The sequence below is a fragment of the Sphingomonas sp. H160509 genome, assembly GCF_024124765.2.
In the GTDB taxonomy this organism is placed as follows: Bacteria; Pseudomonadota; Alphaproteobacteria; order Sphingomonadales; family Sphingomonadaceae; genus Sphingomonas.
The window spans coordinates 1211133-1234596 of the sequence record NZ_JAMXSR020000002.1 but is presented as its reverse complement, the minus strand read 5'-3'; the positions used below and the strand labels follow the sequence as shown (position 1 = coordinate 1234596).

Genomic DNA, 23464 nt, shown 5'->3' with positions numbered 1-23464 from the left:
GGATGCCGTCGCTTGGTCTAGACGCAAACCCATGTCAATACGGCGTCTCCCCGAGCATCTGGTCAATCGCATCGCCGCCGGTGAAGTGGTGGAAAGACCCGCCAGCGCGTTGAAGGAGTTAGTCGAAAATGCCATCGACGCAGGGGCAGGACGCATCGCGATTCTCCTCGTTGAGGGGCGGCACGTCGCGGATCGAAGTCGCCGATGACGGCTGCGGCATGACCCCCGCGGACATGGCCTTGGCACTCGAACGCCACGCGACCTCCAAGCTGCCCGACGAGTTCATCGAATCGGTCGTGACGCTCGGTTTTCGGGGCGAGGCGTTGCCCTCGATCGCGAGCGTCGCACGGCTGACGATCGAAAGCCGGATCCGCGGCGCCGAAGGCTGGGCGCGCACCGTCGACAACGGGAAGGTCGAGCGCGAAGGCCCCGCCGCGCTGCCGCCCGGAACGCGCGTCGTCGTCGAAGACCTGTTCGCGCGCGTCCCCGCGCGCCGCAAGTTCCTCCGTTCCCCCGCGCCGAATACGCCGCCTGTCTCGACGTCGTCCGCCGGCTCGCGATGGCGCGGCCCGACATTGGCTTCACGCTGGAGCATGACGGGCGCCGCGCGCTGTCGGCGATGCAGGTCGAGGACCGGCCGGGCAGGGTGGCCACGCTCACCGACCGCGCACTCGCCGACAATTCGGTCGCGATCGACCTGGAACGCGAAGGATTGGTCCTCGGCGGCGTCGCGAGCCTGCCGACCTATAATCGCGGCATCGCCGACCACCAGTATCTCTTCGTCAACGGCCGCCCGGTAAAGGACCGCCTGCTGATGGGCGCGATCCGCGGCGCCTATGCCGAGATGCTCCCCCCGCGACCGCCACGCGGTGGTGGCGCTGTTCCTCGACATCCCCACCGACCAGGTCGACGTCAACGTCCACCCCGCCAAGACCGAAGTCCGCTTCCGCGACCCCGCAATGGTAAGAGGCCTGATCGTCTCGGGCTTGCGCCGAGCCCCTCGACGCCGCCGGCCACCGCAGCCAACGCGCCAGCGAGTCCGCCCCTCTCGATGTGGCAACCGGAAAACATCTCCCTCTCCCCACGGGGAGAGGGAAGGGGCCCGTCCGCAAAGCGGATGGGAAGGTGAGGGTACGCCCCAAAGGCTTCCCCTCGAAAGCCGAAGCTACAGCACCGTTAACGAAGCTCGGCCCACGTTCTTCGCAGCACCCCCGCAGGCGCGCGCCGAACCCGCCTGGACACCCCCGCCCCAAACCACCGCCTTCCCGATGGGCGTAGCAAGAGGCCAGGTCGCAAAAACCTACATAGTAGCCGAAGCCGAAGACGGCCTCGTCCTCGTCGACCAGCACGCCGCCCACGAACGCCTCGTCCTCGAACGCATGCGCGCAGCCCTGATCGGCGGCACGATCGCCAGCCAGGCTCTCTTGATCCCCGGAGTCGTAGAACTCGACGAATCCGCCTGCGACCGCCTCGAATCCCGCGCCGAAGAACTCTCCGAATTCGGCCTCGACCTCGAACGCTTCGGCCCCCACGCCATGCTGGTCCGCGCAACCCCTGCACTGCTCGGCCAAAGCGATCCCAAAGGCCTGGTAACAGACCTAGCCGACGAACTCGCCGCCTTCGACGAAGCACTCTCCCCAAAGGAGCGCCTCGACGCAGTAGCCGGCACGATGGCCTGCCACGGCTCCGTCCGCGCCGGCCGGATCCTGTCGGTCCCCGAAATGAACGCGCTTCTTCGCGAAATGGAAGTCACCCCGCACTCCGGCCAATGCAACCACGGCCGCCCAACCTGGGTGAAGCTCGCGCATTCGGACATCGAGAAGCTCTTCGGGCGTAAGTGAACGGCTTACGAATTTTGCTCTATGGTCATGGTGAAGGTCCCGGAACCGCCATGGAACGACCGCTTCCGCCCATAAGCGGACATTGCTAACGAGCAAGGAAGCAACCCACGGCGTCGCCCCTCGGTCCGGCGAGCACCAAGTTTTGAACGCTTCCAACTGCCAGAGCAAAATCACCACCTTCGCTCGGATCGTAAACGACCAAGCTCCCCAACTCATCGTTAGCAACGACAAATACCGCGCGGCTCTCTCCAGCATCGTCAGTCACTTGGACGCGATATGGGACTACCAACGCGGAACGCATGAAATGGAGTTGTTCTGATATCCACGCACGTTCGGGTGCGCTGCCAAGGCTGAGGTTTGGAGAAGACGGCGCAGCGTAGTCGTCGATCTCCTCTACGATACGTCGTGTCAGAAGGATCAAGTCGGTCATTAGGCGACCTTAACACGAACGTCAGCTAACCTCCCCATCTCGGACATTCACCGTCAGAACCCATGGTTGCGATTGTGACCTTGGACCGGGTGAAACTTACGCGCGGCCACATCGGAATGCTGTCCGGCCGTAAACGCCCGGCGCGCGCAAGATGCTCAGGGCAAATTCGGCGAGCAAATGCAGGCTTTCGCTCCTACCGTTGCGCCGACGGAACAACCTGTTCTTCCGGGTGTTTTCCGGACAGTAACAGGGAGAGTATAATGTCAGATTACCGCACCACCGATACCGTCGTCGTGAAACGCCGCGGCCCGGGTACGACGATCGCCATCGTCTTGCTCGTCATCGTCGTGATCGTCGGTCTGCTGTTCGCCACCGGCTTCTGGAGTGCCAACGTCACCAAGAGTGGCGCGCTTCCCGAGGTCTCGGTCAAGGGCGGGGCATTGCCCAAGGTCGACATGGACTCGAAGGAAGTCGTCGTCGGAACATCGAAGACCAAGGTCGAAGTCCCGAAGGTCAAGACCGAGACGGAAACCGTCGACGTTCCGACGATCGGCGTGAAGGACAATGGCGAGAAGTAAATCGCGCCTCGTGTAATGCAAAGAGGCCTCTGTCGGTTGGCGGAGGCCTTTTTCGTAGATGCGTCAATTCGATCGCTATAGCGTGGCGCCGCTCTACTTCCCGTGGTGAATGGCGGGGGAGGGCATGGCGCTTTTTTCCTAATGGGGGCACAGCGTCGCAAATGGACGCACTCTCCCTATTCGGCCTAGCCGCGGTATCCTTCACCCTGCTATGCTACGCCAAGGAAGCTGGCTCGCACTGGTGGACGCTCGGTTTCGCATTCGGGTGCGTGCTGGGCTCGATCTACGGCTTCTTGCAGGGCGCGTGGCCTTTCGGGGTGGTCGAGCTGATCTGGACGGTCGTCTCGTTCCGTCGCTGGCTGAAGATGCGCCAAGCCGTACCGCCCGCCGTGGAACCGCTCGCTTGACACTGCGTTCGCCCGCGCCTAGTTGAACTCTCCCCGACACGACGGTTCCGGCGGCGCTTGTTTGCGTTCGTCGCTATCGTGCGTTTCGGTTCATCGCTAAGAGATGAGGTCTGTGCAGCCATGCCGGACCTCGTGGAGCAGGAGAACCAAGTTCATGGCACGTATCGCGGGTGTTAATATCCCGACCAACAAGCGCGTGGTGATCGCGCTGACCTATATTCACGGCATCGGTTCGACCAAGGCCAAGGAAATCGTCGCGAAGCTCGGCATCGCCGACACCGCTCGCGTCCAGGACCTGACCGACCAGGAAGTCCTGCACATCCGCGAGACGATCGACGCCGATCACACCGTCGAGGGCGATCTGCGCCGCCAGACCTCGATGAACATCAAGCGCCTGATGGATCTCGCCTGCTATCGCGGCCTGCGTCATCGCAAGGGCCTCCCGGTCCGCGGCCAGCGCACGCATACCAATGCGCGCACCCGCAAGGGCAAGGCCAAGCCGATCGCCGGCAAGAAGAAGTAATCCACTTTTTCAATGGATTACTCCGCCGGCGCTGGTCCCAACGGGCCGCCCGGCGTCACGCAGATACAGGTCAGGAAATACACCATGGCACGCGAACCTCAGCGCATTAAGCGGCGCGAGCGCAAGAACATCACCTCTGGCGTCGCTCACGTGAATGCCAGTTTCAACAACACCATGATCACGATCACCGATGCCCAGGGCAACGCGATCTCGTGGTCGTCGGCGGGCGCAATGGGCTTCAAGGGCTCGCGCAAGTCGACTCCGTACGCGGCCCAGGTCGCAGCGGAAGACGCCGGCAAGAAGGCCGCCGAGCACGGCGTCCGCACGATCGAAGTCGAGGTCAAGGGCCCCGGCTCGGGTCGCGAATCGGCACTGCGCGCGCTTCAGGCAGTCGGTTTCCAGATCACGTCGATCCGCGACGTGACCTCGATCCCGCACAACGGCGTGCGCCCTTCGAAGCGTCGTCGCGTCTGATTCTCCGCCTCCCGTGCGCGGTTGATCGCGCCGCACGGGTGTATTTTATTGGTCGGCGGACACACCCGTTCGCCGGCCCCCAAATTAGGGGAAGCATGTGTCTGTCAACGCAAAGAACTGGCAGGAACTCAAGAAGCCCAGCGGCCTGGAGAAAAAGGCCGGTGGCGACACCAAGCGCAAGGCGACCTTCATCGCCGAACCGCTCGAGCGTGGCTTCGGCCTGACGCTCGGCAACGCGCTGCGTCGCGTGTTGCTCTCGTCGCTGCAGGGCGCGGCCGTCACCTCGATCAAGATCGAGAACGTGCTGCATGAGTTCTCGTCTCTGGCCGGCGTCCGCGAGGACGTGACCGACATCGTCCTCAACGTGAAGCAGATCGCGATCCGCATGCAGGGCGAGGGGGCCCAAGCGCCTCCAGCTCTCGGCAACGGGTCCGGGCGAAGTCAAGGCCGGCGACATCGCCGTCTCGGGCGACATCGAGATCATGAACAAGGATCTCGTGATCTGCCACCTCGATGAGGGTGCGACGCTCAACATGGAGCTGACCGCCGACATCGGTAAGGGTTACGTGCCCGCGACCGCAAACCGCCCGGCCGACGCGCCGATCGGTCTGATCCCGGTCGATGCGCTGTACTCGCCGGTACGTCAGGTTTCGTACAAGGTCGACCCGACCCGCGTCGGTCAGGACCTGGATTACGACAAGCTGACGCTGACGATCGAAACCGACGGCACGATTACCCCGGAAGACGCAGTCGGCTATGCCGGTCGCATACTCCAGGACCAGCTCGCGCTGTTCGTCCACTTCGACGATTCGTCGGTCACGCGTTCGTCGGCGCCGATCGGCCAGGCAGCCCCCCGCTGCCGGTGGTGCGGAGCCAGCAGGCGACACCCAGCAGATCAACCGTTACCTTCTCAAGAAGGTCGACGAGTTGGAACTGTCGGTGCGGTCTGCGAACTGCCTCAAGAACGACAACATCATCTACATCGGCGATCTGGTCGGCAAGACCGAAGCCGAGATGCTGCGTACGCCTAACTTCGGCCGCAAGTCCTTGAACGAGATCAAGGAAGTGCTGTCGTCGATGGGTCTTCGCCTGGGCATGGAAATCCCCGGCTGGCCACCTGAGAACATCGAAGAGATGGCCAAGAAGCTCGAGCAAGAGATAATGGGCTGATTTCGCACCGGGGCAAGCAAGCTTGCCTCGGAGACGAAACAGCCCGGCCGGCGGGTCGGTTTCGACCGACCCGTTCGACGACACGGCTTCGCCGGGTCGCCACCCGGCTGGAGACGAAGGGAAAGGCTAAGTGGGCGTCCTAGGCGTGATCTTATCCCAACCTTTGAACGAAAGGCGATCGGTGGCAGCCCTAAATGCCACCAGCTCCCGGGTACCTCACACGGCCCCTGAACGAACGAAAAGGTATTAAACATGCGCCATCGCGTAGGCGGCCGTAAGCTTCAGCGGACCTCGGCCCACCGTCTTGCTCTGTTCCGCAACATGAGCGCCGCGCTCATCAAGCACGAGCAGATCACCACCACCGTCGCCAAGGCAAAGGAACTGCGTCCTTACGTCGAGAAGCTGATCACGCTTGCGAAGAAGGGTGGCCTGTCCAACCGTCGTCTCGCGCACGGCAAGCTGCTCGACGATGCGCAGCTGATCAAGCTGTTCGACACGCTCGCGACCCGTTACGCGGATCGCAACGGCGGCTACACCCGCGTCATCAAGGCCGGCATCCGCATGTCGGACGCCTCGCCGATGGCCGTCATCGAGTTCGTCGACCGCGACGTCTCGGCGAAGGGCCAGGATTCGGGTCCGGTGATGTCCAACGAGGATTACAACGAAGCGGCATAATCCCCGCCTAGTCTTATTCGAATTGCAGGCCGCGTTTCCCATCCGGGAGGCGCGGCCTCTTTCGTTACGGGTCCCATCCGGCTATGCGCCCGACATGGAGCACCCAGACAGCATTCTCATCGTCGATTTCGGCAGCCAGGTAACCCAGCTGATCGCCCGCCGCGTGCGCGAGGCTGGCGTCTATAGCGAGATCGCCCCCCTTCCAGTCCGCCGAGGCCGCGTTCGACCGGATGCAACCCAAGGGCATCATCCTGTCCGGCGGCCCTGCCTCAGTCACCACCGAGAACTCCCCGCGCGTGCCGCAGCGCTTCTTCGAGGCGGGCATCCCGATCCTCGGCATCTGCTACGGCCAGCAGGTCATGTCCGCACAGCTCGGCGGCAACGTGATCGTCTCGGGTGATGGCGGCGAGTTCGGCAGCGCCTTCATCGAGGTCAAGTCCAACTGCGCGCTGTTCGACGGCCTTTGGGCGGAGGGCGAGCGCCACCAGGTCTGGATGAGCCACGGCGACAAGGTCGACGCGATCCCGCCCGGCTTCACCCCCCGTCGCCACCTCGACCGGCGCGCCCTACGCGATCGTCGCCGACGAGGCGCGGCGCTTCTACGGCGTGCAGTTCCACCCCGAGGTCGTCCACACCCCCGATGGCGGCAAGCTGATCGCCAACTTCGCGCGCCATGTCTGCGGGCTGAGCGGCGACTGGACGATGGCCGAGTTCCGCGAGACCAAGATCGCCGAGATCCGCGCTCAGGTCGGCAAGGGCCGCGTCATCTGTGGCCTGTCGGGTGGCGTCGACTCGGCAGTCGCCGCCGTTCTGATCCACGAGGCGATCGGCGAGCAGCTCACCTGCGTCTACGTCGACCACGGCCTGATGCGCGCGGGCGAGAGCGAGCAGGTCGTCAGCCTCTTCCGCGGCGCCTACAACATCCCGCTGATCCACGTGAAAGTCGAGGAGCTGTTCCTCAGCGGTCTCGCCGGGATCACCGACCCCGAGCTGAAGCGCAAGTTCATCGGCAAGACCTTCATCGACGTATTCGACACCGAGGCCAAGAAACTCGGCGGCGCGGAGTTCCTCGCACAGGGCACGCTGTACCCGGACGTGATCGAGAGCGTCAGCTTCACCGGCGGCCCGTCGGTGACGATCAAGAGCCACCACAATGTCGGTGGTCTGCCAGAGCGCATGAACATGAAGCTCGTCGAGCCGTTGCGCGAGCTGTTCAAGGACGAAGTCCGCGTGCTCGGTCGCGAACTCGGGCTGCCCGAGATTTTCGTCGGCCGTCACCCGTTCCCCGGACCCGGCCTGGCGATCCGCATCCCCGGCGAAGTCACCAAGGAACGCTGCGACATTCTGCGGAAAGCGGATGCGATCTATCTCGAGGAGATCCGCGCGGCGGGGCTCTACGACACGATCTGGCAGGCGTTCGCGGTACTGCTCCCGGTCCGCAGCGTCGGCGTGATGGGCGACGGCCGCACCTACGACAACGTGCTGGCGTTGCGCGCGGTAACTTCCACCGACGGCATGACCGCACAGGCGTTCCAGTTCCCCGGCGACTTCCTGCCGCGCGTCGCGACCCGCATCATCAACGAGGTCAAGGGCATCAATCGCGTGACCTACGACTACACCTCGAAGCCACCCGGCACGATCGAGTGGGAATAAGTCGAAGCATGTAATCCTCCCCCCGCAAGGGGGGTGGCTGGCACTCGCAGACGGAGGGGGAGGATAAGATGCAGAGGTTACCGCTGACCGCCCCCTCCGTCAGGCTACGCCTGCCACCTCCCCCTTGCGGGGGAGGATCGCTACGTCGCACCAAACCACTGGTCAGCGCAGTGGCGATCGCGGCTACCGCTCCGCTCCTGCTGGGCGCGGCTGATCCGCCCGCATGGACTCGCCCGCAAGCGCCTTTCCCGATCGCCGGCCCGATCACCTATGTCGGCAGCGGAGGTATCGCCGCCTACCTCATCAAGACCAGCGCCGGCGCGATCCTGATCGACGGTACGCTCGCAGAGAATGCGGGCATGATCGAACGCAACATCGCCAACGCCGGAGTCCGTCCCCGCGACGTAAAGCTTATCCTCGTCACGCACGCACACTTCGATCACGCCGCCGGCGTTGCCGCGCTGAAGCGTGCGACCGGCGCTCGCGTAGTCGCCGGCGCTCGCGATGTCCGCGCGCTTGAAACCGGCGTGCCACCGGGCGAGACCAGCTACGGCGTCATCCGTTTCCCGCCGGTCCATGTCGACCGCGGCGTACGTGACGGCGACAAGGTAACGCTCGGCAACGTCACGCTGACGGCCCGCGCGACACCAGGCCACACGCCCGGCTGCACGACCTGGACGATGCAAATCCCTGCCAAGCCGCGCCCGCTCGACGTCGTGTTCCCGTGCAGCGTAAGCGTCGCGGGCAACCGCCTGATCGGCAACCGCGCCTATCCCGGCATCGTCGCCGACTACCGCCGCAGCATCGCCATGCTCGGCACGTTGAACGCCGACATCGTCCTGCCATCGCACCCCGAACTCGCCGACGTCATCGCCAAGGGCAAACGTCGCCAAGCCGGCGACACGACCGCCTTCGTCGATCCGACGTTGTTCCCGAAGATCGTCGCGAAGGCCAAGGTCGCGTTCGACGCCGATCTCGCCAAGCAGGCACGCTAGACGGCATGCTGGTCCTTTGCGGCATCGCGGTGATCGTCGCGGGCTTCCTGCTCCGGTTCAATCCGCTGCTCGTCGTCGCGGTCTCCGCACTCATTACCGGCCTTGCCGCCGGGATAGCCCCGCTCGCGATCCTCGCCGCGTTCGGGAAGGCATTCAACGAGAACCGCTACGTTACCGTGATCTACATCGTGTTGCCGGTGATCGGGATGCTCGAACGCCACGGTCTCCAGGAACGCGCCCGGCTCGCGATCGGCAAGCTCCGCGGTGCGACGGTGGGGCGGCTACTGATCGGCTATTTGCTGTTCCGCCAGCTCTCCGCAGCCCTCGGCCTGACCTCGATCGCCGGCCCCGCACAAAGCGTCCGCCCCCTGGTAGCACCGATGGCTGAAGCCGCCGCCGAAGCACAGGGTCTTCCACCCGGCGGCGACCGCATCCCCGCAATGGCCGCTGCAACCGACAATATCGGGCTCTTCTTCGGCGAGGACATCTTCATCGCGATCGGCTCGATCCTGCTGATGAAGGGGGTGCTCGAAGGCTACGGCATCGTCATCCAGCCGCTCCACCTCTCGATGTGGGCGATCCCGACCGCGATCGCGGCGTTCCTGATTCACGGCTTCCGCCTCTGGCTGCTCGACCGCCGACTGGCGCGCGGCCGATGATCGGCATGATCGGCACCGGCTTCATCTACGGCATCGCCGGCCTGATGTTCGCGGCATTCGCGATCCTGAGCGCAACTGACCGCACCAACCCGAAGCGCTTCGGCAACGCGGCCTTCTACGCGGTGCTGGCGATCAGCTTCCTGCTGGGTGGAAAGCTCGGTGATGTCGGCAACGGCGTTCTCGTCTTGGCGCTCGTCACGATCGCCGGCTCGGGCGCGATGGGCCGCGGCGGGCGTGCTACGACTGCGCTCTACGAGCGTCGCACCGAAGCCACCCGGCTCGGCAACCGGATATTCCTTCCCGCGCTGATCATCCCGGCCGCAGCACTCGGCGGAACCGTTCTGTTCCGCGCCGTCCCCAGCCTCGTCGACCCCAAGCAGGCAACCCTCGTAGCCCTAACCTGCGGCGTTCTAATCGCACTGATCGCGATGCACCTATGGTTCCGCCCCCGCATCGCCACGCCGCTCGCCGAGGGTGTCAGGCTGATGGACGCGATCGGCTGGGCCGCCGTGCTCCCGCAGATGCTGGCGAGCCTCGGCGCAGTCTTCGCACTTGCTGGCGTCGGCGACGTCGTCGGCGGTCTGGCCGGTCACGCGATCCCCGAGGGCAGCCTGATCGGCGCCGTGCTCGCCTATACGCTCGGCATGGCGCTGTTCACGATGATCATGGGCAACGCGTTCGCGGCGTTCCCGGTAATGGCGGCCGCGATCGGCATCCCGTTGCTCGTGCGCCACTATGGCGGCGACCCCGCGGTAGTCGCGGCGATCGGTATGCTAAGCGGGTTCTGCGGCACGCTGATGACGCCGATGGCGGCGAACTTCAATCTCGTCCCCGCCGCGTTGCTCGACCTCAAGGACAAGAACGCCGTCATCCGCGCGCAGATACCGACCGCGCTACCGTTGCTCGCGGTCAATATCGGCTTGCTTTACTGGCTCGGTTTCCGCTGACCTGACGTCCTGATCTTCGTCCCAAGCATCACCAGCTTGCCATCGATGCCGAACCAATGCGGCGTGCCTGCCGGGATCAGGAACACGTCGCCGACCGCAAGCTTCCGCGTCGTCCCACCCTCGATCCGATCGCCTTCGACCAGCCCCGGAAAGCGCAGCTTCGGCGCGACCAGCGTACCGCCCGAGACGAGCGTCCCCGATCCCGCCATCACGGTCGCGTATTCGGCCTCGTCGGGATGCACCGCGGGCTTGCCCGGCGCCTTCCAATATTCGAGCGAGGCGCTCGTCCCGTCCGCCTGCACCAGCGGCGCCATGGCGAACCCCTGGCCCGCCTTCATCGTCTTCTCGAGCGCAACGATCCGCGCGCGCACGTCGGCCGATCCGGCAAAGCTCGTCGGATCCCCTGCAGTCTGTGCGGGCAGGGATGAGGTCGCGCCAATAGCTAGCACGACCGCAATCAACGGCCGCATCACAGCTTCACCGTCCGACCTTCGCGCACGGACCGATAGATTGCCTCGACGATCCGCATGTCGCGCAAGCCCTCTTCGCCCGAGACGATCGGTTCGCGCCCGTCCAGAATACATTCCGCCAGATGATCGAGCTGCCCCGCGAACTGCGTCTTGCCAGGGCCGGGCGGAGGGCTGGTGATCGCATTCTCGCGACCATCACGGCCGGTCCACATCTTGTTGCCGTCGTAGCGCGTCGCCGGCTCCAGCTCGATGCGGCCCTTGTCGCCCATCAGCAGGACGTGGTTCTGGTTGGCGCTGTACATCGACTGGCACCCGGCGATCGCACCCGACGGGAATTCGAGCGTCCATTCGATCATGTCCTCGACCTCGCGAAAACGCGGATCGCGGCGATCGGTGGATTCGCGCGCGGTGACCGCGATCGGCTCCTCGCCGGTCATGTAGCGCGCCGCCTGCAGGCTGTAGATGCCCATGTCCATCAGCGACCCGCCGCCCGACAGTGCGCGCTTCAGTCGCCACTTGTTCGGGTCGCCCTGGACGAAACCATGCTCCGAACGGACGTAGCGGATTTTGCCCGCCGCACCCGATTTGGCGAGCCGCATCGCTTCCAGGTTGAACGGCTCGAAATGGCAGCGATAGCCGATCATCAGCTTCTTGCCCGCGGTCTTGCACGCCCGGATCATCGCCTCGCATTCGTCGACCGAGATCGCCATCGGCTTCTCGCACATGACGTGCTTGCCGGCCTTCGCCGCGCGAATGGTGTATTCGGCATGCATCGAATTGGGCAGGCAGACATAGACGATGTCGACGTCCGGATTGTCGCGGATGCGGTCGAAATCGGCGTAGGTATAGATCGACCGCTCGGGCACGCCGTATTTCGCCGCGGTCGCGAGCGCCTTGGTCCGGTCTCCGCTAACCAGCGCAGTTACGCGCGAATGCTCGCAATTGACGAACTGCGGCATGATCGTCTGCAACCCGTAATATCCGAGTCCGACGATCGCATAGCCAAGCTTCCGATCGGGGGCCGCACGCGCCATGCCGCTCGATGTGGCGGCCAGCGTTGCCGCGGCGACCAGGAGATCACGCCTGCCGAATTCCATCAGGGTTCCTTTCGAGAAACTGGAAGCATCTTTGCCGATCCGCGCGGAATGAGCCAGCCGCCATCGGCGAGCCAGTCCGCCAGTCGATCGGGCCAGTGCTGGATCGAGATGCGCTCCGACCGCGTGCCGAGATTGAACGCATGATCGGTGTCCGCGTACAGATGCAACTCCGCCGAAACGCCCGCCGCGCGGAGCTGCGGAATACAGCGTCATCGCCGATGTCGCGCAGCACTGGTCGAGCGACCCCGCGACAAGGAATGCCGGCGGCGCGTTTACGACGGCCTTGGCCGGCGTGCCAAGCGGCCCCGGATAGACGAGCACCTGGAAGTCCGGCCGCGCACTCACCCGGTCGACCGAGTCCGTCGGCGTTTGTGCCGGCGCAGGGTTGTCGGCGACGAGTGATACGAGTTCGCCGCCTGCCGAAAAGCCCATCACGCCGATCCGGGCAGGATCGATCGCGTAGTCGCTCGCATGCGCGCGGACCCACCGGACCGCACGCCGCAGATCGGCTGCCGCGTCGCGTTCGATATCGTACGATGAGCCGACATCGCGCGCGAGGCGGTATTTCAGGACGAACGTCGTGACGCCGTAGCGGTTAAGCGCCTTCGCGGGCACCTCGCCCTCGTTGATCCACACCAGCATGCGGTGGCCGCCACCGGGCGCGATGATCACCGCGGCACCGTTGGCATGGCTCGGGGCGGGGCGGTGGATCGTCAGTGTCGGGTTGTGGACGTTGCTGACATAGCTGTCCTTGACCGTCTCGGCCTCGGTCCGGCGCGCTTCCGATCCGGGCGCGCCGTTCGGCCAGAGCGCCACGACGGGGGCCTGCTGTGCAGCGGCGGGCGCTGCAACTAGCATGAGGGCGAAAGCAACGCGTAGCGACATCAACGACCCTCGACCGCACTCCTGCGCGAGTACTGCTATCGAGTGTCGGCCTTGTCGGCCGGCTTGGCTATTACGACCTTCGTCGTGCGTTCTCAGCCGCGCCGGACATCTCGCGTCCGATCCACGCAAGCGCTTCGGCGCAAAGCCGATCGGGCGCGTCCTCCGCATCGAGCGTGACGGCGCGCTCGTCGAGACCGAGTGCTTCCAACGTATCGAGCTGGCTCGCGAGCAGGCTGGCGGGCATGTAATGGTCCGCACGGTGGACCAGCCGTCGAGCGAGTTCGCCGCTGTCTTTCGTATCGAGGAACACGAACAGCAACGGCATGCCGACGGCGTGGGCTAGTCGATCGCGATAAGCCCGCTTCAACGCCGAACACGCCGCGACCGCAGTACCATCCGTCCGGGCGGCATCTTGCAATCCGGCTGCGATCCGGTCGAGCCAGGGCCAGCGATCCTGGTCGTCGAGCGGCTGCCCCGATCGCATCTTCGCGATGCTGTCGGCACTGTGAAAGGCATCGCCTTCGAGGAAATCGCAGCGCAGACGGCGCGCAAGTTCGGCACCCAGCGTGGACTTGCCGCTGCCGCTGACGCCCATCACGATGATGGCATAGGGTAGCGCGTCGGCCGGATTGGGGATCGTTTCGGAGGAAGGAGGCACTGGCTCTCCATAAGCTGCGCGCGGTCGGTTCGTCACCGTCTATCGTCCGTGCGTGCGGGATCGGCTACTACGACCTTGGTCGTGATCGCCTATGGTCGCATGCGCCACTACCTGCGGTGCAGACTGGCGGACATCGTCCGGCGCGTCCCACAACAATCTCGGGTGAGCCTGTGAAACTGACACTAGCGATCGCGCTTCTCGGGACGACCGTTCCAGCGTTTGCAGCCCCCCCGTTCGGCCTCTCCGTCTCAATCGGCATTTCTCACCGCACCGGCAGATCCACGCGCGGTGACGGTTCGGGGCCGTGGTGACGGCCGGACCGACGATACCGCCGCGATCCAGGCCGCGATCGACAGCGCGGCGAGCGCGAAAGGCGGCGAGGGCATCGTCTTCCTGCCCGCCGGCCGCTATCGTATCTCGCGGACGATCTTCGTTTGGCCCGGCGTGCGCGTGTTCGGCACGGGCAAGACGCGCCCAGTCATCACGCTCGGCGCGGCAACCCCTGGGTTCCAAACCGGCGTGGCGAACATGCTGTTCTTCACCGGTTCGCGCGCCGACACTCGCGCCGCACCGCCAAAGGTGCCGGTGCCACCGCCGACCAGCGTACCGTTCGACGCCACCATCGCCGACGCCAATTCGGGGACGTTCTACTCCGCGCTCAGCAACGTCGATTTCGAGATCGGCGACGGCAATCCCGCGGCGACCGCGGTGCGGTTCCACCTGGCGCAGCACGCGTATCTCAGCCATGTCGACTTCCACATCGGCTCCGGGTTGGCCGGTATCTACCAGGTCGGCAATGTCGGGCAGGACCTGCGCTTCTTCGGCGGACGCTACGGCATCCTCAGCGAAAAGACCTCGCCCGCATGGCAGTACACGCTGCTGGATTCGTCGTTCGAGGGCCAGCGCGACGCCGCGATCCGCGAGCACGAGGCGGGGCTGACACTCGTCAACACCAGCATCCGCAACGTCCCCGTCGGGATCGAGATCGACCGCGGCTATGGCGACTGGCTATGGGGCCGCGACGTGCGGTTCGAGAACGTCTCGGACGCCGCCGTCGTCATCAGCAACGAGGACAATGTCTACACGCAGATAGGCTTCCAGGACGCCACGGCCAGCGCCGTGCCGATCTTCGCGCGGTTCCGTGACAGCGGGAAGACCGTGGCCGGGCAGGGCGCGCGATACCGCATAAAAGCGTTCACCTATGGCCTGACGCTGCCGGGGCTCGGCGCGACGGGCAAGTACGAGACGCGCGTCGATGCCGCGACGATCCCGACAATGCCGAAGCGGATACCGCCCGCGATCCGCTCGCTGCCGCCTGTCGCGCAGTGGTTCGACGTGCGGAGCGCGGGCGCAAAGGGCGACGACGCGACTGACGATACCGCGGCGATCCAGCGCGCGATCGATACGCACCGCGTGGTCTTCTTCCCGACCGGCTTCTACCGCGTGTCGGGTACGCTCCAGCTTCGACCCGACACGGTGCTGATCGGCCTGCACCCGGACATGACCCAGATCGTGCTCGCCGACGACACGCCTGCCTTTCGCGGCATCGGCCCGGCCAAGGGCCTGATCGAAAGCGCGAAGGGTGGCACCGCGATCGTCTCCGGCATCGGCCTGACCACCGGCGGCATCAACCCGCGGGCGACCGCGTTGCTGTGGAAGGCGGGCGCGGACTCGCTGGTCGACGACGTCCGCTTCCACGGCGGTCATGGTACCAGCCGCGCCGATGGCAGTCGGATCGATCCGTACAACGCCGACCACACCGGCGACGCCGATCCCGCGCAAGCGCTGGGACGGGCAATATGCGAGCCTCTCGGTAACCGATGGCGGCGGCGGCACGTTCAACAATCTGTGGACGCCCAACACCTTCGCCGCCGCCGGCCTCCATGTCTCGAACACCAGCACGCCGGGCCATGTGTACGAGATGTCCGCCGAGCATCACGCGCGCGCCGAGATCGTCCTCGACGGCGTCAAGAACTGGGAGTTCCTCGCACCGCAAACCGAGGAAGAGGCGGGCGAGAGCCGCAACTCGCTGTCTCTCGATGTCCGCAATTCGAGCAACATCCTGTTCGCGAACTATCACGCCTATCGCGTGACGCGGTCGCTCCAACCGGCGCCATCGGCGGTACGGATCTACAATTCTGACGATATCCGCTTCCGCAACGTGCATGTGAACGGCGAGAGCGGGCTGGCGTTCTGCGATGCGGAGGGCTGCGGCACGGACCTGCGTGCGAGCAAGTTCCCGTACGAGAACGCGATCCAGGACATGACCTCTGGGCTGGAGGTGCGCGAACGCGAGTTCGCGGTGCTGGACGTGAAGCGCGGTGCCACGCCGGTCGCGACGACCACTGGTCCGGCCGTTCGCAAGCTGGAAGACGGGTTCTACTCGATCGCCGGCGCGGCGGTGGATGCGAAGGGCAAGCTCTACTTCGTCGAGCATAATACACACCGCATCTATGGCTGGACGGCGAGCGAGGGGCTGTCGGTCGCCGCCGACGCGCCCGTTGATCCGGTCAATCTCGCGGTCGATCGTTCGGGTAACCTCATGGTGCTGTCGTCCGATGGCGCGGCAGGGACGGTCTACAGCATCAAGCCCGGTGATCCCGATAGCATCGCTGTGATCCCCCCGACGCCGGTCACTCCGCACCGCGATGCGCGCGTCGCGCTACCCGGCAATTTCTGGGTGAACGGCGAGTTCAAGGATCAGATCAATCCGACGACCTACCAGTTCACGACGCTCGGCGAGATGTTCGCGCGCGACATGGCCGTGCCCAAACCCCGCGAATATGTCTCGCCCGACGGCTCGCTGGTCCTGCCCGCGTATCGCACTGTCCAGCAGGGGCCGCCCAACCACCTCGGCTGGCGCTTCTCGGACGCACTCGACACCTACGGCTTCGTGAAGGCCAAGCTCGGCGAACGCGTGTTCGTCAGCAACGGATCCGAAGCCAGGACCTATAGCGGGCTGGTCGGCGCCGGCGGCAGTGTCACCGATCTGAAGCCGTTCGCCAATCGCGGCGGTGAGAGCGTCGCGGTCGGGCCGGACGGCCGCGTCTATCTCGCCAACGGCCAGGTGTTCGTCCACGACGCGGATGGACGCGAGTCCGGACGGATCGACGTGCCCGAGCGGCCGTTGCAACTGATCTTCGGCGGTGCGAATGGGCGGACGCTGTTCATCCTGACGCACCACGCGCTCTACGCTGTCGAAACCTGAGCGGCGTTCGTTGCCTCGGCGGCACCGCTGACGCATGACACCCGCCGATAGCTGCAAAGGAACGGGCATGACCGACTGGACCACGACACGACGGTCGGCCCTGACCGCGATGGCGGCCACGATCGCCTTCCCGGCGGCCGCGGCCGGTGGCGGCAAGCGGCGGGTACGGTTGATCGCCGGCACCTACGCGCGCGAAGGCGGCAAGGGCGTGTATCCGATCTCGTTCGACCCGGATCGCGACACATGGCAAGTCGGTGCGCCAATATCGGTGATCGACGACGCCTCGTTCGGCGTCGGCGGCGGCCCGGGCGGTGCGTATTACTTCGTCCGCGAGAAGGCGGCGGGCAAGATCGCTGCCTACGCGCCGGACTGGTCGCACCGCGGCAACGCCCCCACGGCAGGCGCCGATCCGTGTTACGTCGCGATCGACCGCGCCAGTGCCTGCCTCGCGGTCGCCAATTATTCGAGCGGCAGCGTGGCGTTCCACCGCCTCGACCCGCGCACCGGCGTGCCAGGCGAGCCAGTCGTGTTTCGCCATACGGGGCATGGCCCGAACACGGCCCGGCAGGAGGCATCGCATGCGCACTGGGTCGGCTTCAGCCCGGATCGCCGCTGGCTGCATTCGGTCGACCTGGGGACGGACACTATCTTCGCCTATCGCTTCGGCTCACGTGCGCGTTCACTGGCCGAGCCAGTCGCGGCATGGCGTGCGCCGCCGGGCGCGGGGCCGCGCCATCTCGTCCACCATCCCCGCCGCCCGCTCGCCTACGTGGTATGCGAACTGTCCAATACGGTCATCATGCTCGACGCGCGCGCAGGTGGCAGTTTCGCGACCCGCCACACGGTCTCGACGCTGCCGAGCGGGTACGAGGGGCGCGTCGCAGGCCGCGCATATCGCGATCGACCAGGCCGGGCGGCGGCTCTACGTCTCGAACCGCGGCCATGACAGCGTCGCCGTCTTCGCGCTCGATGCGTCAGGCGTGCCGAGCCTGCTCCAGCATATCCCCCAGCGGCGGCACGTGGCCGCGTTTCCTGCTGGTTCTCGAAGCGCAGCGCAGTGTCCTCGTCGGCAACGAGCGATCAGGCACGCTGGCGATCTTCAGGATCGAACCCGATGGCCGACTGACCGCAACCGGACAGACGCTGCCGGTGCCCGGCGTGGTCTTCGTCGGCCAGATCTAGCACGGGTCCGCTAGTTCAGGGCACCCGCCGTTCGAGCAACGGTGTCGCCGCGACATAGCGAGCCTGCTCGACGAACGGTTCCGAGCGCGTCTGCACGTCGACGATCTGGCGCGGAATGACGCCCCCCGCGGACGGTGCAGGCGACCAGTTCGGCAGCCCGGCAGCGTTCGGGTTGCCGGTCTTGATGAACGCGGCGAAATACCCCTGGAACACCGTCGAGATCCGGCGATCGTCCGCGGTCCAGGCATAAGCCGGGTTCGTGTCGAGGTTGCCCAGCGCGTATTCGATCTCCGCGCTGTGCACCGCCCCGATCGGCGGTACGTCGGGGTTGGTCAGCGGCGGCAGCGCAGCCGGGCGGGGATGCGCGAAATGATAATAATAGGTCGGCTGTCGCGTCCGGCGGTGCAGGTCGAACCACTGCCACGTCGAGGCGCCGAGAAACGCATCGCTTGCCAGCGCGGTCGCCGCGACGGGCACGTCGGCATCCGACTTCGCCGGGTATAAGGCGAGCAGCGCATCCGGATCGGTACAGAGCTTCGCGACGCCCGCGCGATAATTCGCCACCGTCGGCGGTTGCCCGGCAAGAATGCTCGTCCAGCTTCCCTCCTGCGAGTTCGCACCGACCAATAACGGCACGCGCGCCACGCGCCCCGCCGTGTAGGTATCGATCGGCGGCTCCGTCAGGAACTGCCCGTCGACGATGAAGTCCGCGCGGAACCGCTGCGTACCCTGCGCAGCAAGCAAAGCCTCGGCCGGTATCGCCCGAAGTACGTCGAGCGACGACGCACCCGCCGCGACCGCGAACGCATCGCCGTCCTTCGTCGCCACCGCGAGAGGCTTGGGGCGGAAGGTCGGCGGCAGCACGCCACCGCTCTCGCCGATTGCTCCTACGAACTGCGTGCGGGTGAGTGGCGAGGTCATCAGCACGCTGACCGACATCGATCCCGCGCTCTCGCCGCCGATCGTGATCCGCGCCGGATCGCCCCCCGAACGCGGCGGCGTTGCGCCGGACCCACGCCAGCGCCGCAGCTTGATCCAGCAGGCCGTAATTTCCTGCGGAATGCGTCGGCGACTCCGCTGCCAACGCGCTGGTCGCGAGGAACCCGAACGCACCGAGCCGGTAATTGATCGTCACGACGACGATTCCCTTCTGCGCCATCGCCGCGCCGTCATAGCGCAGTTCCGACCCGTCACCTGCGATCGCGCCGCCACCGTGGATGTAGAACAGCACGGGCAGCCGCGCGCCCGGTTTCGTGCCCGCCGGCGTCCAGACGTTGAGCGTCAGGCAATCCTCGCTGATACCGGGCGAACGGAACTTCATGTCGGCGAACAGCGGCTGCTGCATGCAGCGCGCACCGAAGCGGTCGGCTTTGCGTACACCGATCCACTGCGCAGCGGGTCGCGGTGGCTGCCACCGCAACGGGCCGATCGGTGCTTCCGCATAGGGGATGCCGAGATACGCATCGATCGGCGTCGCGGCGGTCGAAACGTGCGTGCCCTCAATCGCGCCGCTCGCGACCTGCGCGCGTTGCGCCGTCGCCGGTGCGGCCAGCAAGCCGACCGCCATTCCCCAAGTCGCCAACCGCATATCGCCCTCCGCTATCGCTTTGGAACAATGGTCGCACCCCATCTGGCGTTTGCCAAGGCGGACGGTCGCTAAGCCTTCACCTTGCCGGCAGCACGCGCCTGCTCAGGCTGCCGTAAAGCTGGCCGCGATAGCCGGCAGATCGAGCTCGACCTCGGAGACCACGCGGATCGTTCCGCCGAGCCGCCGATACTGCTCTGCCCGGCGATACCCGCCGCTGTTGCGCACCGAATAGCAGAACGGCGCACGCCCGGTGATGACCAGCATCGTCGTCGTGTTGCCGACCGCTGACACGATCCGCCCGCCAAGCGCGGCAATCGCGCACGCAAGCCGGCCGTCGCGAGGCTCACCGAGGATCGCGATACGTTCGCCGCTGAGCGGTCCGGTTGGTGCAGGGCGCGGCGCAGGGCCGGGCTTGCGCGGCGGTTTCAGCCACTCGTCGAGCGCGATGCCGGTATGGTCTATCGCCTTGACGATCACCCAGCCGGCGGCGCGCGCATCGCTCAGCGCGTCGTGATGCTTGTGCGCGATCCCGAGATATTGCGCGAGGCCGCCCAGCCGGTGGCTCGCCAGATCGGGCCAGGCGCGCTGCGCCACGCGGACGCTGTCGAGCCAGACCGTCTCGATCGGGGGACGGTCATGGATACGGCACGCCGCGGCGAGTGCGCCCCTTGTCGAAATAGGAATGCGCCACCGTCGTCCGGCCCGACAAATGGCCATCGACGATGCCGTGGATGTCGCCGAAGCACGGTTTGCCGGTGACGTGCTGTTCGGTGATCCCGTGGATCCGGGTATTGAACATGTTGAACTCGTCGCGCGGATCGACCAGCGTCTCGTATTCGAAGATCTCGCGGCCGTCGCGAAACCCGACGATTCCGACCTGGCAGATGCTGCTGACGCGCGAGCATGCCGTCTCGACGTCGATGACGACGAAATCCGGTGTGAGCATATCGGCGACGTCGGTCTGGCTGGCGGGCGCTGGGTCGAGCATTGCACGTCCATATGTGGCGCCGGGTGCCGTAAGCAACCATTGCCGCCGGAACGTTCGCTAGCGCCTGCCTTACTTCGCCTGCTGCGCCAGGTCGGGATAGCGGTCGAGGATCGCGCTGGTCACGCCGTTGGTCCAGCCGAAGCCGTCCTGCACCGGATATTCGCCGCCACCACCCGGCGTACGCTGCTCGATATTGTATTTCTCCAGCATCTTGCCCGTTTCGGCATAGGCCGCGCCGACCGTCCCGAGCCAGCGCGTGGCGATGTCCTTCGCAAGCGCCGGTTCGCCGTTCCGCGCCAGCCCGGCGATCGCCACCCATTGCAGCGGCGCCCAGCCATTGGGTTCGTCCCATTGCTGCCCCGTGTTTAGCGTCGTCGTCCGCAAGCCGCCCTCGGCCACCAGTGATCTACGCACCGTCGCGGCAATGGCCTTTGCCTGCGCTTGCGAGGCGAGACCGACGAACAGCGGGTGCAGCATCGCCGCATTGATGCTCGCGGTGGGCTTGCGCGTCGACAGGTCCCAGTCGGCATAGCGCGCGGTCGTCGCTTGCCAGAGATAGCGGTCTATCGCGGCCTTACGCTTCGCCGCGAGCGTCGTGAACGCAGTCGCGCACGGCGCGTCGCCCACAGTTTGGCAGCGCTCGGCGATGCGGCGTTCCATCGCCCACGAAAGACTGTTGAGATCGACCGGCACGATGTCGGTGGTGTGGACCGTCGCGAGCGACTGCGGATCACGCAGCCAGCGTGAACTGAAATCCCACCCGCTTTCCGCACCCGCCCGCAGGTTGCGCTGCGTGTCGGCAACGGGTCGGGGCGCCGCCTTCGCCGCGGTGGCGACGTCCTCGACATAGGATTCGTCACGCGGCGTACCGCGGTCGTCGTAATAGCGGTTCAGCACGCTCCCGTCGGGCATCCGCACCACGCGTAGACAGGCGGGCTTGCCGTCGACGCACGCGGTGCCCTTCATCCAGAACGCATATTCCGCCCGCAGCGCCGCCAGCCGCCGCTTGGCTACCGCCGGATCGGTGTCGGTCGAAAGGTCGAGCATCAGCGCATAATAAGGCGGCTGCGACCGGCTGAGATAATAGGTCCGCGTCCCGTTCGGGATATGCCCATACCGCTCGATCAAACTGGTGAAATCCTCGAGCATCGACTCCACCAGCGGCTGCTGGCCATCGACCTTCAGCCCGAGCATCGTGAAATAGCTGTCCCAGTAATAGATCTCGCGGAAGCGCCCGCCCGGCACGACATAGGGGGCAGGGAGCGGCAGCGCGGAACTGCCCGCGACCGGCGCGACCGGCTGGCGCACGAGTTGCGGCCAGAGCGTGCGGACGTGCGTCCTGAGATCGCCCGAGCCCCGATCATTCTCCCCCGGCACCACGAAATTGGCGAGCACGAACGCCTTGAGGGCCGGGCCGGCAGGTTTGGTCCGCACATAGTCGGCCATGATCGCCTCGGCCGCACGCTTCGGCACCGCGTCGACGAACGTCTTCCCGTCCGCGAAAACATGGCGTTGCTGCACAGCCCGAAACAGTGGCCCGTAAACGTCGGCCGGAGACTGGACCGCTATGGGGGAGGGGGCCGTCTGCGCGGATGCCATCGTGGCGACCGAGGCCAGCACGGCGAAACGGCAAAGTGTTCTGATCACGTACGAATTCCCGATCCGGTGGGCGACTCGAATGCAATGGAAGGATCGCCTGCACGAGGCAAGTGTCACGCGCCCCGTCCATTCCGGTTGGCGCAGGGCTTTGTACCACTCGTCGCTGGCAGCGCACATCATCAGCAGGCTAAGACGCACTGCATTCTCCAAGGCAGCCGACCCGAACCCATGAAAAACCTCCCCTCCCGTTTCCGACGTCTCGACGGCGCGCTCGCCGACCTTCCACTCGAGGAGCCGATGCTGCTCACCGAACTCGACGGCTTTCTGACAGGCTTGGTGGTAGGCCCCGATACGATCCCGCAGAGCGAGTGGCTCCAGAGCATCTGGGGCTCGGACGATAGCGTCGACCCGCCGTTCGACGATCCCGGCGACGTCCAGTGGTTCGTCGATGCGGTGATGGCACGCTACGCCGAGATCGTTCGCGACCTGACCCGCGGCAAGCCCCAGCCGATCTTCGACACTGACGACCGCAATGGCGAGGTCCTCTGGGAAGCCTGGATCGACGGTTTCGCCGAAGCGGTGGCGCTCAGGCCGGAAAGCTGGACCGCGTTGGGTGACGGCACCGATCCCGATACCGCCAACGCCGTGGCGCAGATCATGTCCCTGATCGCCGTCGTCACCAACGAGACCGAACTCGACAGCGTCGAGGTCAATGCTCTCGACGAGCACGCCCCCGCGCAGATCGTCGCCGCGGTCCCTGAAACTCCATGCAGCGCATTCCCAAAGCGCGGGTGCATCATCAGGCACACCGGTGGTTACCACGCCGACGAAGATCGGCCGAAACGATCCATGCCCATGCGGTTCGGGAAAGAAATCCAAACGCTGCTGCGGATAAACGTGCCGGCCTTCCGGCGTCTGGATGCCACCAAAGCGGCAGCGGCCTACTGCGGAAAAGTTGGTGCCCCCGGCGAGATTTGAACACGCGGCCTACGGTTTAGGAATATGCTGAAATCAGTCACAATGAACTCGGATGGTACAGTGTGTTACGTTTCCCTTCGCTCGATTGCTGAAAAACCGCATTTTAAGCTAATTTAGACGTTACGTTGTGACTCCAAGTAACGAGCTACCGTACCCCAGCTGTACCCCAGACGTGGTATATACGGCCCTAGGTGGGGTAGCACCGTGGCCTACTGCTTTTTGAACCGTGGCTCTTGTAGCCACGTGCGACACTGAAGGGGGGCTATTCGCTGGCATAGCGCAGGCCTAGTCCGCAGCGTGAAATTGCACCTACAAGCGGCACGCCGCTACCGTAAGCGTGGTCTGAAGGTCGCCTTGTAGGCGGAGCGTTCGACGGGTTGATGGCGGCTCTTTGAACGGGGCCGTGATGTCAGACGAGACTATCGAACCAGCCGCAGATGTAGCGAGTAGTCATACGAC

18 protein-coding genes and 7 pseudogenes are annotated in these 23464 nt (G+C 65.6%); 15 read left to right on the top strand and 10 right to left on the bottom strand.

Features of this window, described 5'->3' with window-relative positions:
• Positions 1-31: 31 nt before the first annotated feature.
• Positions 32-1841, top strand: a pseudogene (gene mutL / locus NHF48_RS07695) (DNA mismatch repair endonuclease MutL).
• An 85-nt stretch (positions 1842-1926) separates the two neighbouring features.
• Here mutL and NHF48_RS07690 read toward each other — a convergent pair.
• Complete coding sequence (locus NHF48_RS07690) at positions 1927-2271, bottom strand: hypothetical protein (protein WP_253070757.1); 345 nt, start codon at positions 2269-2271, stop codon at positions 1927-1929.
• Positions 2272-2531: 260 nt separating this feature from the next.
• Here NHF48_RS07690 and NHF48_RS07685 point away from each other — a divergent pair, with 260 nt between their 5' ends.
• The 10 genes and pseudogenes from NHF48_RS07685 to NHF48_RS07640 all read left to right on the top strand — a co-directional run bounded on the left by NHF48_RS07685 (position 2532) and on the right by NHF48_RS07640 (position 10352).
• A complete protein-coding gene (locus NHF48_RS07685) occupies positions 2532-2849 on the top strand; it encodes a hypothetical protein (RefSeq protein WP_056482681.1) in 318 nt (105 codons plus the stop codon).
• Between the two features lie 161 nt (positions 2850-3010).
• A complete protein-coding gene (locus NHF48_RS07680) occupies positions 3011-3256 on the top strand; it encodes a hypothetical protein (protein ID WP_253070756.1) in 246 nt (81 codons plus the stop codon).
• Between the two features lie 154 nt (positions 3257-3410).
• Positions 3411-3779, top strand: coding sequence for a 30S ribosomal protein S13 (gene rpsM / locus NHF48_RS07675; RefSeq protein ID WP_056015521.1), 369 nt, complete (start codon positions 3411-3413; stop codon positions 3777-3779).
• Between the two features lie 84 nt (positions 3780-3863).
• Complete coding sequence (gene rpsK / locus NHF48_RS07670) at positions 3864-4253, top strand: 30S ribosomal protein S11 (RefSeq protein WP_031395237.1); 390 nt, start codon at positions 3864-3866, stop codon at positions 4251-4253.
• A 97-nt stretch (positions 4254-4350) separates the two neighbouring features.
• Positions 4351-5423, top strand: a pseudogene (locus tag NHF48_RS07665) (DNA-directed RNA polymerase subunit alpha).
• Between the two features lie 252 nt (positions 5424-5675).
• Entirely contained in the window at positions 5676-6098 is a 423-nt protein-coding gene (gene rplQ / locus NHF48_RS07660; protein ID WP_253070755.1) for a 50S ribosomal protein L17, read from the top strand.
• A 94-nt stretch (positions 6099-6192) separates the two neighbouring features.
• Positions 6193-7751 (top strand): annotated as a pseudogene (guaA, locus tag NHF48_RS07655) (glutamine-hydrolyzing GMP synthase).
• Positions 7752-7819: 68 nt separating this feature from the next.
• Positions 7820-8746, top strand: a complete 927-nt coding sequence (gene bla / locus NHF48_RS07650) for a subclass B3 metallo-beta-lactamase (protein ID WP_253070754.1) — start codon at positions 7820-7822, stop codon at positions 8744-8746.
• 5 nt (positions 8747-8751) lie between these two features.
• A complete protein-coding gene (locus tag NHF48_RS07645) occupies positions 8752-9405 on the top strand; it encodes a DUF969 domain-containing protein (RefSeq protein WP_253070753.1) in 654 nt (217 codons plus the stop codon).
• A gap of 5 nt (positions 9406-9410) precedes the next feature.
• Positions 9411-10352, top strand: coding sequence for a DUF979 domain-containing protein (locus NHF48_RS07640; protein WP_253072363.1), 942 nt, complete (start codon positions 9411-9413; stop codon positions 10350-10352).
• Here the strand turns inward: NHF48_RS07640 and NHF48_RS07635 are convergent.
• The 4 genes and pseudogenes from NHF48_RS07635 to NHF48_RS07620 all read right to left on the bottom strand — a co-directional run bounded on the left by NHF48_RS07635 (position 10331) and on the right by NHF48_RS07620 (position 13462).
• Positions 10331-10822: a cupin domain-containing protein gene (locus NHF48_RS07635; protein ID WP_253070752.1), complete on the bottom strand. Its 492-nt coding sequence runs from the start codon at positions 10820-10822 to the stop codon at positions 10331-10333. The genes NHF48_RS07640 and NHF48_RS07635 overlap by 22 nt on opposite strands.
• On the bottom strand, positions 10822-11919 hold the full coding sequence (locus tag NHF48_RS07630; RefSeq protein ID WP_253072362.1) for a Gfo/Idh/MocA family protein: 1098 nt from the start codon (positions 11917-11919) through the stop codon (positions 10822-10824). The genes NHF48_RS07635 and NHF48_RS07630 overlap by 1 nt, the downstream gene beginning before the upstream one ends.
• 360 nt (positions 11920-12279) lie before the next feature.
• A pseudogene (locus NHF48_RS24835) lies at positions 12280-12777 on the bottom strand (alpha/beta hydrolase); the annotation flags it as partial.
• A 97-nt stretch (positions 12778-12874) separates the two neighbouring features.
• Positions 12875-13462, bottom strand: a complete 588-nt coding sequence (locus NHF48_RS07620; protein ID WP_446741122.1) for a gluconokinase — start codon at positions 13460-13462, stop codon at positions 12875-12877.
• Positions 13463-13681: 219 nt separating this feature from the next.
• Here NHF48_RS07620 and NHF48_RS07615 point away from each other — a divergent pair.
• The 3 genes and pseudogenes from NHF48_RS07615 (at position 13682) to NHF48_RS07605 (ending at position 17852) form a co-directional block, all read left to right on the top strand.
• Positions 13682-16670: pseudogene (locus tag NHF48_RS07615) on the top strand (glycosyl hydrolase family 28-related protein).
• 34 nt (positions 16671-16704) lie between these two features.
• Positions 16705-17620: pseudogene (locus NHF48_RS07610) on the top strand (lactonase family protein); the annotation flags it as partial.
• A complete protein-coding gene (locus NHF48_RS07605) occupies positions 17613-17852 on the top strand; it encodes a beta-propeller fold lactonase family protein (RefSeq protein WP_253070750.1) in 240 nt (79 codons plus the stop codon). The pseudogene NHF48_RS07610 and the gene NHF48_RS07605, both read left to right, overlap by 8 nt.
• A gap of 15 nt (positions 17853-17867) precedes the next feature.
• Here the strand turns inward: NHF48_RS07605 and NHF48_RS07600 are convergent, their stop codons facing one another.
• The 5 genes and pseudogenes from NHF48_RS07600 to treF all read right to left on the bottom strand — a co-directional run bounded on the left by NHF48_RS07600 (position 17868) and on the right by treF (position 22075).
• Complete coding sequence (locus NHF48_RS07600) at positions 17868-18791, bottom strand: carboxylesterase family protein (RefSeq protein WP_253070749.1); 924 nt, start codon at positions 18789-18791, stop codon at positions 17868-17870.
• Positions 18792-18900: 109 nt separating this feature from the next.
• Positions 18901-19419, bottom strand: a pseudogene (locus NHF48_RS25840) (carboxylesterase family protein); the annotation flags it as partial.
• 123 nt (positions 19420-19542) lie between these two features.
• Positions 19543-20034: a hypothetical protein gene (locus NHF48_RS07590; RefSeq protein WP_253070747.1), complete on the bottom strand. Its 492-nt coding sequence runs from the start codon at positions 20032-20034 to the stop codon at positions 19543-19545.
• 40 nt (positions 20035-20074) lie between these two features.
• Entirely contained in the window at positions 20075-20428 is a 354-nt protein-coding gene (locus NHF48_RS07585; protein WP_253070746.1) for an exonuclease domain-containing protein, read from the bottom strand.
• Positions 20429-20497: 69 nt separating this feature from the next.
• Positions 20498-22075, bottom strand: coding sequence for an alpha,alpha-trehalase TreF (gene treF, locus NHF48_RS07580; RefSeq protein WP_446741121.1), 1578 nt, complete (start codon positions 22073-22075; stop codon positions 20498-20500).
• A 249-nt stretch (positions 22076-22324) separates the two neighbouring features.
• Between treF and NHF48_RS25835 the strand changes: the two genes are divergently transcribed.
• The gene (locus tag NHF48_RS25835) at positions 22325-23005 is read left to right on the top strand and encodes a UPF0149 family protein (RefSeq protein WP_446741120.1); all 681 of its coding nucleotides are present in this window, start codon (positions 22325-22327) and stop codon (positions 23003-23005) included.
• Positions 23006-23464: the final 459 nt, after the last annotated feature.

Excerpts from the sequence above, each read along its gene's own strand:
- rplQ (WP_253070755.1), top strand. The coding sequence starts at position 5,676 with ATGCGCCATCGCGTAGGCGGCCGTAAGCTTCAGCGGACCTCGGCCCAC.
- NHF48_RS07690 (WP_253070757.1), bottom strand. The coding sequence starts at position 2,271 with ATGACCGACTTGATCCTTCTGACACGACGTATCGTAGAGGAGATCGAC.
- NHF48_RS07605 (WP_253070750.1), top strand. The coding sequence starts at position 17,613 with ATGACAGCGTCGCCGTCTTCGCGCTCGATGCGTCAGGCGTGCCGAGCC.
- NHF48_RS07680 (WP_253070756.1), top strand. The coding sequence starts at position 3,011 with ATGGACGCACTCTCCCTATTCGGCCTAGCCGCGGTATCCTTCACCCTG.
- NHF48_RS07585 (WP_253070746.1), bottom strand. The coding sequence starts at position 20,428 with ATGCTCGACCCAGCGCCCGCCAGCCAGACCGACGTCGCCGATATGCTC.
- rpsK (WP_031395237.1), top strand. The coding sequence starts at position 3,864 with ATGGCACGCGAACCTCAGCGCATTAAGCGGCGCGAGCGCAAGAACATC.
- NHF48_RS07600 (WP_253070749.1), bottom strand. The coding sequence starts at position 18,791 with ATGTCGGTCAGCGTGCTGATGACCTCGCCACTCACCCGCACGCAGTTC.
- bla (WP_253070754.1), top strand. The coding sequence starts at position 7,820 with ATGCAGAGGTTACCGCTGACCGCCCCCTCCGTCAGGCTACGCCTGCCA.
- NHF48_RS07685 (WP_056482681.1), top strand. The coding sequence starts at position 2,532 with ATGTCAGATTACCGCACCACCGATACCGTCGTCGTGAAACGCCGCGGC.
- NHF48_RS07635 (WP_253070752.1), bottom strand. The coding sequence starts at position 10,822 with ATGCGGCCGTTGATTGCGGTCGTGCTAGCTATTGGCGCGACCTCATCC.
- NHF48_RS07630 (WP_253072362.1), bottom strand. The coding sequence starts at position 11,919 with ATGGAATTCGGCAGGCGTGATCTCCTGGTCGCCGCGGCAACGCTGGCC.
- NHF48_RS07645 (WP_253070753.1), top strand. The coding sequence starts at position 8,752 with ATGCTGGTCCTTTGCGGCATCGCGGTGATCGTCGCGGGCTTCCTGCTC.
- rpsM (WP_056015521.1), top strand. The coding sequence starts at position 3,411 with ATGGCACGTATCGCGGGTGTTAATATCCCGACCAACAAGCGCGTGGTG.
- NHF48_RS07640 (WP_253072363.1), top strand. The coding sequence starts at position 9,411 with ATGATCGGCACCGGCTTCATCTACGGCATCGCCGGCCTGATGTTCGCG.
- NHF48_RS25835 (WP_446741120.1), top strand. The coding sequence starts at position 22,325 with ATGCTGCTCACCGAACTCGACGGCTTTCTGACAGGCTTGGTGGTAGGC.